Source organism: Streptomyces sp. NPDC085524 (assembly GCF_044541755.1).
In the GTDB taxonomy this organism is placed as follows: domain Bacteria; phylum Actinomycetota; class Actinomycetes; order Streptomycetales; family Streptomycetaceae; genus Streptomyces.
The window spans coordinates 1-11,293 of the sequence record NZ_JBITTH010000010.1 but is presented as its reverse complement, the minus strand read 5'-3'; the positions used below and the strand labels follow the sequence as shown (position 1 = coordinate 11,293).

12 protein-coding genes and 1 pseudogene are annotated in these 11,293 nt (G+C 73.8%); 1 reads left to right on the top strand and 12 read right to left on the bottom strand.

The window, feature by feature from the left end; all coding sequences use genetic code 11:
• Positions 1–36: 36 nt before the first annotated feature.
• From ACIGFK_RS16980 to ACIGFK_RS16935, 10 genes are all read right to left on the bottom strand, one after another.
• A complete protein-coding gene (locus ACIGFK_RS16980; protein WP_376659984.1) occupies positions 37–579 on the bottom strand; it encodes a hypothetical protein in 543 nt (180 codons plus the stop codon).
• 43 nt (positions 580–622) lie between these two features.
• Complete coding sequence (locus ACIGFK_RS16975) at positions 623–1,549, bottom strand: hypothetical protein (protein WP_376659983.1); 927 nt, start codon at positions 1,547–1,549, stop codon at positions 623–625.
• Positions 1,546–2,631, bottom strand: coding sequence for a hypothetical protein (locus ACIGFK_RS16970; RefSeq protein WP_400052393.1), 1,086 nt, complete (start codon positions 2,629–2,631; stop codon positions 1,546–1,548). Before ACIGFK_RS16970 ends, ACIGFK_RS16975 begins: the two co-directional genes overlap by 4 nt.
• Positions 2,628–3,707, bottom strand: a complete 1,080-nt coding sequence (locus ACIGFK_RS16965) for a hypothetical protein (protein ID WP_400052391.1) — start codon at positions 3,705–3,707, stop codon at positions 2,628–2,630. Before ACIGFK_RS16965 ends, ACIGFK_RS16970 begins: the two co-directional genes overlap by 4 nt.
• Entirely contained in the window at positions 3,704–4,438 is a 735-nt protein-coding gene (locus ACIGFK_RS16960; RefSeq protein WP_376659980.1) for a cupin domain-containing protein, read from the bottom strand. The genes ACIGFK_RS16965 and ACIGFK_RS16960 overlap by 4 nt, the downstream gene beginning before the upstream one ends.
• Before the next feature lie 277 nt (positions 4,439–4,715).
• On the bottom strand, positions 4,716–5,186 hold the full coding sequence (locus tag ACIGFK_RS16955) for a flavodoxin family protein (RefSeq protein WP_386469388.1): 471 nt from the start codon (positions 5,184–5,186) through the stop codon (positions 4,716–4,718).
• 177 nt (positions 5,187–5,363) lie between these two features.
• A complete protein-coding gene (locus ACIGFK_RS16950) occupies positions 5,364–6,980 on the bottom strand; it encodes an alpha/beta hydrolase (protein WP_400052389.1) in 1,617 nt (538 codons plus the stop codon).
• Positions 6,981–7,130: 150 nt separating this feature from the next.
• On the bottom strand, positions 7,131–7,910 hold the full coding sequence (locus ACIGFK_RS16945) for an alpha/beta fold hydrolase (protein ID WP_400052387.1): 780 nt from the start codon (positions 7,908–7,910) through the stop codon (positions 7,131–7,133).
• A gap of 75 nt (positions 7,911–7,985) precedes the next feature.
• Positions 7,986–8,594 (bottom strand): TOPRIM nucleotidyl transferase/hydrolase domain-containing protein, encoded by a 609-nt coding sequence (locus tag ACIGFK_RS16940; protein ID WP_376659990.1) that lies wholly within the window; start codon positions 8,592–8,594, stop codon positions 7,986–7,988.
• A gap of 72 nt (positions 8,595–8,666) precedes the next feature.
• Complete coding sequence (locus tag ACIGFK_RS16935) at positions 8,667–9,476, bottom strand: SDR family NAD(P)-dependent oxidoreductase (RefSeq protein ID WP_376659976.1); 810 nt, start codon at positions 9,474–9,476, stop codon at positions 8,667–8,669.
• Between the two features lie 192 nt (positions 9,477–9,668).
• On the opposite strand from ACIGFK_RS16935, the gene ACIGFK_RS16930 reads away from it, so the two are divergent.
• Complete coding sequence (locus ACIGFK_RS16930; RefSeq protein WP_400052385.1) at positions 9,669–10,265, top strand: TetR/AcrR family transcriptional regulator; 597 nt, start codon at positions 9,669–9,671, stop codon at positions 10,263–10,265.
• 99 nt (positions 10,266–10,364) lie between these two features.
• Here the strand turns inward: ACIGFK_RS16930 and ACIGFK_RS16925 are convergent, their stop codons facing one another.
• Positions 10,365–11,156, bottom strand: a complete 792-nt coding sequence (locus ACIGFK_RS16925) for an ABC transporter permease (protein ID WP_400052383.1) — start codon at positions 11,154–11,156, stop codon at positions 10,365–10,367.
• Positions 11,153–11,293, bottom strand: a pseudogene (locus tag ACIGFK_RS16920) (ABC transporter); the annotation flags it as partial. The pseudogene ACIGFK_RS16920 and the gene ACIGFK_RS16925, both read right to left, overlap by 4 nt.

Below are 11,293 nucleotides of genomic sequence, written 5' to 3'. Positions count from 1 at the left end.
TCTTCGTGCTCTGAACGTGGTGTCCCGGGATCCGGATCAGCCGAAGTCGTCGTCGCTCCAGGCGTCCCCGTCGCCGTCCCAGCCGTCCTCCCAGCTGTCGTCGCCGGAGTCCCCGCCGACATCACCGCCTCCGTCGCCGCCGGAGGACGAGGACGCGGCCTGGGTCTGCTCCTGCTGGCGGCGCAGCGCCTCTTCCTCCTCCGGCGTCATGTCCAGCGGGGGCAGGTGGGCGGCCGTGACCGCGAGGGCCGCCACTCCCAGCCCGGCGAGCAGCACCCCCATCCGGCCCCCGAAGGAGCTGCGGTTGACGGTGACGCGCTCGCCGCGCGGCCACACCGTCCGGCCGTAGCCGATGTCCCGGGCATAGAGGACGGTGCCGTCGGCGAGGGTGCGCTTGATGACCCGGTTGCCGAGCAGTTCGTCGGTCCCCGAGCCGCCCCGGTTGTCGTGCCAGCTCACCAGGTGGGGGCGGCCGGCGGTGCGGCTGCGCCATTCCTCCAGGCCGTCTTCGTACCGGCGGTGGACGGTGCCGTCGGCGAGGAGTTCGTCCGCGTAGCCGATCTCTTGGGGCCGGATCATCGTATGCGTACCTCGGGTCGGTGGAAGGGGTGACGGGGGCCGTTCACGCGGTGGGCCAGGTCATGAAGCCGGCGGCGCGCAGACCGCTCAGCTCGCCCCACATGGAGTCGCGGGGCGGCCGTGGGCCCCGGGTCAGGCGCAGTACCGTCCGCACGAGCCTGGCCGGCGGAACCGCGGCCACCTCGGCGAACCGGCCCCGGGCCAGCCATGCCGCCTCGCGCGGCCGCAGTGCGGCCGGCCAGCGGGCGCCCGCCTCCGGCGCGAGGGCCGGGCCGCGCCCCGTGGGCAGCCGCAGGGCGGAGACGTGCCGCGGCACGAGGCCCAGGGAGCTGACCCGCACCCCGGCCACCGGGCCGAGCGCGGCCCGTACCCGGGCCGGGAGCGCCACGCCCTCGGGGCTCGCGTCGTGCAGGACGTGCACCGTGGCGCCCTCCGCCCGCTCCAGGGCCGCGACGAGGCTCGGAGCCAGCGGCAGCGCGTCGGCCGCCGCGAGGACCGGGCAGGCCGCCTCCAGGTGGACGTGGTTGGCGAGCAGCATCGCGGCGATCGAGCGGTCCTGGCACAGCAGCAGCCGGGGCAGCCCGTAGTCGTACAGGTCGGGTTCGGACCGCCGGGCCCCCGGACCTCCCGCCGGGGGAACCGGGGCCGGCAGCAGGCCCGGCACGGTGTCCCGCCCGCGCGCGTCGAGGGCGCGGGTGAAGGAGGGCAGCCGCAGCACGGGCGCCGGGGTGCCGGGGATGCGGCGCAGGAGCCGGGGGGCCCGGCTGAGGACCCGGCAGGTCTCGTAGTAGAGCTGACGCTCGGTGAACCGGAGCCCGCCCGGGTCGGCCGCGCGGGCGGCGGCCCTCCCGATGGCCAGGTCCAGGAGCCTGGCCCCGAATCCGGGCGTGCCGGGGCGTGCGGCGTACGCGGGGCCGGGAAGGCCCGTACCCGCGCCCCCATCCGTACGCGGGGTCGTGCTCGTGCTCATGCGGTGGACGTACCTTTCGTCGCGGGGGCGTCCGGCCAGGTCAGGAAGCCGTGCTCAGGGGCGGGACCGGGCGGGGCCGATTCGGCGGCCACGGCCTGTTCCACCGCCTTCTCGACGACGGTGAGGAGCCGCGCCGGGGGCACGGCGGCGACCGGGCTCCAGAACCCCGCGGCCAGCCAGGCGGCGTCCGCCTCGGACAGGCCCGCCACCGCCCGCAGTTCGTCCGCGTCCACGGCCGTGGCCTCGGAGAAGCGGTGGACGGCGCCACGCCGGCTCCGGACCGCGGCCACCGGCAGTCCGGCGTCCACCACGGTCCTGTCCGGATGGGCGATGCGCAGCAGCGGAGCCAGCAGCGCCCCCATGGCACTCGCGTCGTGGACCACCACGACCGGGAGCCGGCCCGGGAGGTCGACGAGGGCCTCGTGGGCGACGTCCGGGTCCGCCTCCAGCAGTACCGCCTGCAGCCGCGCGGGCACGCCGTTCGCCGCCAGGAAGACCGCGACGGGGTGGTCGGTGCACAGGATCACGGCCCGGGGCCGACGTGGCTGCTGCGCGGCATGCCTGGGGTTGCGGTCCTCGTCGTTCACCACACCCGGCGGCAGCCCTCCGTACGTCGTGGTCCACTCGCCGGTCATCAGCCGCCGGAACCCGTACTCGGCAGGGCGGATGAACGAGCCCGCGGACCGGGCCCGCTCGTAGGGGACAAGCTTGGGCACCACGAGGACCAGGACGGCGCCGACCCCGCACCAGAAGGCGGGGGCACCGCCGGTGCGGGCCGCGAGGGCGATCAGCCCGGCGCTGACCGCCAGGGCCAGGGACCAGCTGATCCCGCGGTGGATCCCCCGTGCCTCCTGCGCGGGCCAGGACGAGCTCTGCGTACGCGCGCGGTACCAGAGCTGGGTGATCGTCACCTTGAGCCGGCCGTCATCGGTCAGGGTCTCGGCGCAGCGACGGATCCGCAGGTCGTGCATCCCGGTGCCGTGCAGCCGGGGGTCCAGGGCGAAGCCGCGGTCGCAGTGCGGGCACACCCGGCCCGTGCGCTCCTTGTACTTCAGGTCGGTGAAGCAGTTCGGGCAGATCACCGCGACGCGTCCTCCGGGTCCGTGCCGTCCGGGGCGGCCCCGGGCCAGGTCATGAAGCCGACTTCCGTGGCCCGGCGCCGCTCGGCGTCGCCGCCGCGGGCGGCCTGTCCGGCGAGGCGGTCCACCACGGCGAGCAGCTTGACCGGGGGAACGCCGACGAGCGGGAACCGCCAGCCCCGCGCCAGCCACTTCAGCTCCTCCGGGGTGAACGTGCCGAGGGCGCCGAGCTGTCGCATCTCCTCGGGCGAGGGTTTGTGCAGGGGATCGCGGTACGCCACCGCCTTCGGCTGCGCCCGGACCGTACGCAGCGACAGACCCGCGTCGACCACCGGGCGGCCGGGGAGGTTGGCGCGGAGGTGCTGCACCAGCAGCTCACCGCGCGCGTCGGCGTCATGGAGCACCAGGACCGGGCCGCGCGGCGGCAGCGCGGAGAGCAGGGACGACCGGACGTGCTCGGGGCCCTCCACCATGGCGATGCCGTGGCGTTCGGGCAGCCCGTCGGCGGTGAGGAAGGCGGTGATGGAGGGGTCGGGGCAGACCAGCACGGCGTTCGGCGGCGGTGCGTCCGCCGGCCGCTGGGGCCAGGGGTCGCCGATGTCGTCGACCACGCCGGGCGGCAGGGTCCCGTACACCCTCACCCACGGGACGAGCGCCGCGTCACGGAAGAGCGAGCGGGGCAGGGGCGCGCGGCCCCGGCCGGCTCCCATCGCGTGGGCGATCAGGTTGCCGAATCCGATGGCCAGCAGGACTCCGGAGACGTACCACCAGAACGGCAGCCCGCCGAATCCGGCCACGAAAGCGGAGATCACGGCGAAGACGATGGCGCCGCCCGCGCAGCCGGGGTCGTAGTCGCCGTCCCGGATCCGCTTGCGCGACAGCGCGTACCACAGCTGGCCCGGGGTGACGTGGATCCGTCCGTCGTCCGTCAGCCCTGTCGCGATCCGGCGTACCCGGAGGTCGTTGAGGCGCAGGCTGTTGGTCTTGGGGTCCAGCGCATAGGCGCGCCGGCAGTGGCTGCAGATGTTGCCGGTGCGTTCCTTGCGGAGCAGGTTGCGTTCACAGTGCGGGCACGTCACCGGCGGACCTCCAGCGCCGTCGCCACCCGGCGCAGCCGCGCGGCCAGCCGCTCGCGGACGCCGGTGCCGGGTATGCCGTCGATCTGCTGGGCGCGCTCGATGTCGCGCAGCGCGGCCGCCAGGGCCCGGTAGTCGGTGGCGGTGGCGAGCGCCGTCGTGGCCGGCCCCGCCGCGGGGCCGGACCGCCGGGAGCCCGCGGAAGCCCGGTCCTCGGCTTCCGCCGCGGTGATCGCGTAGTCCTCGTGGTCGATCCCGTACCCCGTGTTGGCGGCGAGGATGGTCAGCGGGGCGTCACCGCGGTTCGCGAAGGAGTGCGGCATCATCTCCGGGATGCGGATCAGCATGCCCGGCGCGAGCGGTACCTGGGACACGCGACCGCGGTCCGCGTCGTAGAGCCCGCACGCGGCGTGGCCCAGGCTGAGGACGAAGTGCTCACCCCCGTGCGCGTGCGGGGTGAACGCACTGCGGGGCCCCACGACCCCCAGCTTCACGGTGGCGTTGGAGGGCCGCTCCGGCGAGGTCGCGGCATCGCCCACGAGGTAGTGCGCGAACTGCCCGTCGTCGATGAACCGGAGGAACTCCCGCTCGGGCCCGAGCTCCCGGGACCCCTCGCGGTCGGCGAGCACGATGCCGCCGTCCGGCCTGAGGTGGTACAGCTCCACCCCGCCCGGCAGGTCGTGCCCGTCCGTCCCGTGCGGTCCGCCCGTGCGGTCGTACGGTCGTGCAGCCATCGCGCCTCCCCCTGACGCCCGCGGTGCGCTCCACGCGCCTGGCACGCGCATGGTACGGCCCGAATGATAGACAGTGCGCGAACTGGGAACATACCCAGAGGAACGGGCGGATGTCCGCCGGGGGACCGGGCATCCGGAAGCGCCCGCCCGTCCGCGGCCCCGAAGGGTCCTGTTCTGCGAGACCGGCTCGTGGGCGGGAACTCCACGTGCGGCGGACAGCCGAGCAGCCGCACGCCTTCCACGCCGTGTCGGAAGCCACCCTTCCGCAGGTGGGGCGTCAGGACACCGGCCCGCTCGCATCCCGCAGCCGCTCCGCGAACGCCCTCGCGGCGGCGAGGTCCCCGAGGCCGGGCCGCTGCTTGTTGATGCCGCCTACGAGCTTGAAGGGGGCCCAGGTGTCGAACCCCCGGCACGAGAAGCTGTCCGTCACCCCGTAGCCCTTCCTCTCGAGCTCCCGGACCACGGGGCGGGTAAAGGGAACCAGCCGCGTCTCGGGCAGCCCACTGGTGGCGAACACGAACGCCCGGGCCCGCCCGGCGGGAAGCGCCTCGACGAAGCCGGTCAGCCGGGGGTGGAGCCTGCCGTTGAAGACGCCCGAACCGAACCCCACCAGATCGGCGCCGGCCAGCTCCCGCGGGTCGGCCTCCTCGGGAGCGACGACCTGCGCGTCCCACACCCGGGCCATGGTGTCGGCGATACGACGCGTGTTGCCGTGCGACACGGAGACGCACACGATGACGGCCTTCATCCCGTCTGTTCCTTCCCTCGGTCCGTTTCTGCTTCCGTAGCCGGGACTGAACGGCGGCGACGGATGTGACACCGCGTCGATGGGACGGCGGCCACGCACGGTCCGCTGCCGGGGTTTCGGGAACCGAAGGCCGAGGCCGCCCGGAGGATGCGGGCGGCCTCGGTGTTCACGCGGTCCTCAGCGCAGGGCGGGGATCACGTCGCGGGTCTCGTCGACCTCCGGGGCCGGGGTCCGCAGGCCCGGCGGGAGCGGGGGAGTCTCGTCCGCGCAGACGGTGCCCCGCGCGGGCAGGGCCAGGGTGGCGAGGTACTCCGTGACGAGGGTGCTGACGCACGCACTGCGGTTGTAGGCGGTGTGTCCTTCGGCGGCGAAGGTCAGCAGCCGTCCGTTGTCCAGGGTCCGGGCGAGGGCCACGGCGTCCTGGTACGGGGTGTCGGGGTCCCCGGTCGTGCCGAGCACGAGGATCGGGGCGGAGCCCGCCGCCCGGTAGGAGCCCTCGTACCGGCTCGGGCGCTCCGCCTGCCACTGGGCGCAGGCGGGGGCGTGGTTGTGGTCGTAGGTGGGCGGACCGAGGCCGATCGGGGGCCCCAGCAGCGGCGCGGCGGCGGCCTCGGCGCCGACCAGCGCGGCCAGGAGTCGGGGGTTCGCCGGATAGACGCGGTCGGCGCACTCGACGGCCAGGTTGACGTTCAGGAAGTCGAAGGACGCAGGCGACGGCGGGGACAGCAGGAACGTCCGCTGGCGCGCCTGGGCCGCCCGCAGCGACTGTCCCAGTTCGGGCCAGATCTCCTTGCCCGCGTTGATGTTGAACATCAGGCGGTAGGCGAGGGTGTAGCCGGTGGCCGGGCGCCCGCTCGCCGTGATGACGGGGTCGGCGTCCAGATCCCGCTTGAGCTGCTCGAAGGCCTGCCGCGGGCGGCCCTCGCCGAACCCGCAGGCGGTGGCGTTCTGCGCGCACCAGTCCAGGAACCGGCCGACCGCCGCGTCCAGGGCGACGAACTGCCCGGCGTCGTAGGCGTACGGCACGTCCGCGTAGTGCTGCGGATCGTAGGCCCCGTCCAGGACCATGGCGCGGACGTGCCGGGGGAACTGCGCGGCGTAGACGGTGCCGACGAAGCTGCCGAAGGAACGGCCGTAGAAGGTGAGGGTCTCCTCGCCGAGGGCCTGGCGCAGCAGGTCGATGTCCTTGGCGTTCGACCCGGTGCCGATGAACGGCACCAGGTCCCCGGCGCGTTCCTTGCAGGCGGTGGCGAAGTCGAGGCCCTGGCGGACGGCGCTGTTCAGCGCTCCGGGGCCGGGCACGCCGGGCGCGGAGTCGACGGCCGCGGAGTACTCCTGGTCGTTCCAGCACTCCACCTGTCCGCTGCGGGCCACGCCCCGCATGTCGTACCCGACGACGTCGAAGGAGTCACGGAGGGAGGCGGGCAGCGCGTCGTAGCTGTTGCGGGCGAAGCCGACTCCGGAATTGCCGGGACCGCCGGGGTGCAGCAGCAGGACGCCGGTGCGGTGGGCCCTGTCCGACGCGAGCCGCCGGGTGACCGCGAGCGCGATGGTGCGTCCGCCGGGCTCGCGGTAGTCCAGCGGCACCCGGGCCGTGGCGCACTCGAAGCCGTCTCCGGGGTCGTCGCAGGGCCCCCAGGACAGGACGGGCACGGGCGGAGCGGGCGGGGCGCCGAGGGACCTCGCCGTCGCGGCCCCGGGCGAGGCCCCGAGGAGCGCGGTGACGGCGATCAGGACGAGGGATATCCCCCATGCCACTCGTCTGCGGGGGTCATCGGCTGAACGCGTCTGCATGAGGCGGGCCTCCGTCATGGGTGTCGCGGAACGGGCGAACAACGTAGTCGTCGGCTGCTGCCCCCGTCTGCCCACCAGGAGTTGATTCCCCGCTACCACCAGGAGGTGACTCCTCCTCCAACCGGCGTTGTACGTGCCGCCGGTTCCGGGTCAGCGCGAGCGCCCGACGCGTGCGAGCCACTCGCCGAGCAGGGCGCGCAGGAGTTCCGGCTGTTCGTGGGGCAGGGCGTGTCCCGCTTCGTCGAGCACGGCGAGGGAGGCGCGGGGGTAGTGGCCGGCGAGGTCGGTGGCGGCGGCGTACCCGACCGTCGAGTCCAGCCGCCCGGCCACGATCACCGTCGGACCCGCGTAGTCCGCCGCCGGAGCGGGGGCGAGTGCCCACCGTTCGCCGATGCGCTCGAGCGCCGCCCGGTCGACGAGCGCGGCGGCCGGGGCGACGTGGCGTTCGTACCGGTCGAGCATCTCCGGGGTCTGGACGACGAAGTAGCTCCGGAAGACGTCGTCGCCGATCCCGCCCGAACCGGCGACGACGCGGTGCTCCGGTACGTCGCGCAGCCCCGGCAGCAGCGGACAGACGAGCGCCAGACCGGCGACCCGCGCCGGGTGCCGCTCCGCCATCGCCCGGGCGAAGTACGCGCCCGCCGAGTGCCCGACGAGGAGGTACGGAGTCCCGCCGGAGGCCGCGTCGGCGAAGTCGAGCAGGGTGTCGAGGACGTCGTCGGCGCTGCGCAGGCTTTCGGGGGCGGCGGTCCGGCCCATTCCGGGGAGGTCGGGGTAGATCCGCCGCAGTCCCGCGACACCGGCGAAGACCGGCTCGAAGCAGGCCTCGGTCTCGCGGTGGTCGACACCGGCGCCGTGGAGCACCAGCACGGGCCGTCCGGTCCCGTGCTCCGCGTAGTGGACGACCACCTGGCCCGCTCGGAGATCCATTCCCGCATGCTAACCACGGGCGGGCGCCGCGACATCCGACGGCGCGGCACGCCGCGCACTCCCGTCCGGCGGCGGTCACAGGCTCGCGAGGAGTCCCTCCAGGGGAGCCGGCACCTCGCCGGGGTCGAGGGCCTCGACGAGGAGGTGACCGTAGCGGATCTTGCGGCCCTTCTTCGTCCCCAGGAAGCGCCTCAGCTGCTGCTGCCCGGAGCGGCCGTGCTGTGCGGGCTGGCGCACGAACGTCTGCCAGGCACGGAAGTCGCCCTCGGCCTCGAGGATCTCCTCCACCGCGGCCGTGCCCAGCGTGCGGATGAGCTCTTCCTCAAGGTCCGCCACGCACACGAAGATCCCGTCGCGCGGCGCCCGTGCCCGCTCCAGGCCGCGCTCGTAGAAGCCCTGCTCGCGCTCGTCGCACAGTCCCACCAGGCGCAGCCCGAGGCCGGTCGGCCCGAGGAGGCCGGCGTACCGGCCGACGTTCATGGCCCCTCCCATCGACACGACGCACACCCCCTCGGCTGCCAGGGCGCGTCCGCGCCGCGCGGTGAGGGTCTCCACGGCCGCGAGGTCACTGGGCCCTTCCAGCAGCACCGCCGTACGCAACCCCAGGTGCACGGCCAGCTCGCCCGCCCGGCCGCCGGAGCCGCCCCCCGCCCAGCTGCTGACCTCATCCCGGAATACGCGCATGTCCATGTCCATGACCATGAGGTGAGTCTGCTGCTTCGGGCGACGGCGCGGTACGGAATATCCGCCGTCGTGTCAGACCGCGGCCCGCTGCGCGTCGTCGTGCACGTCCCGGACACCGCGCGAGAGCCGCTCGGCGATCGCCGCGACCATCGTGCGGGGCCGCCGGGGCGCCAGGTGGGCGGTCACCGCGTTGCTCAGACCCGGTGCGATGTAGGCGCGGTCGGCGTCGAGGGCGCGCAGCGCGGACCGGACCACCGGCTCGGGCAGGCTGAACGACCCGGTCACCGCAGCCTTGCGGGTCCCGATGACGTCGAAGAACCCGGTCTCCACCGGCCCCGGGCAGAGCGCGAGCACGCGGATGCCGCGCCGCCGGTACTCCTGGCGGAGTGCGATGCTGAAGTCGAGCACGAAGGTCTTGGAGGCGCCGTAGACGGCGAAGTACGGCGTCGGCTGGAAGGCGGCGGTGGACGCCACGTTGATCACCGAGCCGCGGCCGCGCGCGAGCATGCCGGGCAGGAGCTCGTGGGTGAGGTCGACGAGCGAGACGACGTTGACCATCAGCTGGTCGTGGTCGCGCTGCCCGTCGATGTGCTCGAACCGGCCGCAGGTGCCGAATCCGGCGTTGTTGACCAGCAGGTCCACGCTCAGGCCGCGTTCGGCGAGTTCGGCTCCGATGCTGCGGGCGGCGTCCGGCCGGGCGAGGTCCTGGACCAGGACGTGGGCCTGCACTCCGTGGGCGTCGCCGAGCCGGTCGGCGAGGGCGGCCAGGCGGTCGGCCGAGCGGGCGACCAGGACCAGGTCGTGGCCGCGTGCGGCGAGTTGCGCGGCGAATTCGGCACCGAGGCCCGAGGAAGCGCCGGTGATCAGAGCCGTTGTACGCACAGGGGGTGCTCCTTCACTCATGTTCTCGTGGGAACGCGGGACGAGCGGGCCGGCATCGGTCAACAATGCGCCCCTCATCTGTGACACGAGAGTATCCGATTCTTCAGTAACTGCAACATTGCTGTGTCAGTTAATGAGCGACTCGCGCCCCGGCTGTAACGTCTTCCTGTACGACAGGGCTGGAGGTACGAGATGAGCAAGACGGCGGGCCGTCCGCTGCGGGCCGACGCCGAACGCAGCGTCCGGGCGATCCTGGCGGCTGCGGAGCGGGTCCTGGCCGAGAACCCGGCCGCGTCCATGGAGCAGGTCGCGGAGGCGGCCGGGGTCACCCGGACCACCGTCCACCGGCGGTTCGCCAACCGGCAGGCCCTGATCGACGCGCTGGCGGCGGAGGCGGTGTCGAAACTCGCGGAGGCCATCGAGGACGGTCACCCCGAGACCGCCCCGCCCCTGGTCGCGCTGCACCGGGCCACTGCCAACGTGCTCCGGGTCAAGGGGGCCTGGGGCTTCGCCCTCGGGCCGGGCCTGGCCCAGAGCGAGCAGGCCGCGCGCACGCACGAGGAAATCGCCCTGCGCTGCACCGAATTGCTCGGCCGGCTCCAGCGGCAGGGCGTGATCGCGGCGGACGCCGACCTGGAGTGGGTGCGCCGCGTCTTCTACGCCCTGATCAGCGAGGCCCTGCACGGCGGGGGCCACGCCCCGCGCGGCGGTCGCGAGTACGACCCCGACGCACTCGCGACCGGCATCATCGACACCCTCCTCCACGGTGTCGGCCCGCGCGCTTCCTGACGGGGGAGGAGGGCGGGAAGGCGGAGGGCGGGAGCGGGGAGCGGGGAGAGCGGAGGGCCGGGTGCCGCGGCCGGTGCCCGGCCGGACGGCCCTTCCCCCCTACTTCGGGTCGCGGTCGAACAGTGACTTCGACCAGAGGTAGCCGAGCACGGTCAGGCCCGCGCACCAGCCGACGGCGAGCCAGCCGTTGTTGCCGATCTCGCTGCCGAGCAGCAGGCCGCGCAGGGTTTCGATGGCCGGGGTGAAGGGCTGGTACTCGGCGATCGGGCGGAACCAGCCCGGCATCGCGTCGACGGGCACGAAGGCGCTGGAGAGGAGCGGCAGGATCATCAGGGGCATCGCGTTGTTGCTGGCGGCCTCGGCGTTCGGACTCGACAGGCCCATGCCGACCGCGATCCAGGTGAGCGCCAGGGCGACGAGCGTCAGCAGTCCCACCGCCGCGAGCCATTCCAAGGCGGTTGCGTCCGTGGAGCGGAATCCGATGGCCACCGCGACGGCGCCGACGAGGACCACGCTCATCACGCATTGCAGGACACTGCCGATGACGTGCCCGATGAGCACCGACCCGCGATGGATCGCCATGGTGCGGAAGCGGGCGATGACGCCCTCGGTCATGTCGTTCGAGACCGAGACCGCGCTGCCGATCGTGGTGCCGCCGATGGTCAGCATCAGGATGCCCGGAACGAGATAGGCCAGGTACTCGGCCCGGTCCGCCCCGCCGTCCCCGATGCCGGCGCTCATCACGTCGCCGAAGACGTAGACGAACAGCAGGAGCAGCATGACCGGCGTGAGCAGCAGGTTCAGCGTGAGGGACGGGTAGCGCCGCGCGTGCAGCAGGTTCCGCCTCAGCATCGTGGACGAGTCGCGCAGGGCCAGGGTGAGAGAGCTCATCGGACGTCCTCCTTGGGCTGGTCGGGCACGCCCGCACCGCCCGTGAGGGCGAAGAAGACGTCGTCGAGGTCGGGGGTGTGGACGGTGAGCTCGTCGGCTTCGATGCCGGCCGAGTCGAGCCGGTCGAGGATGGTGCG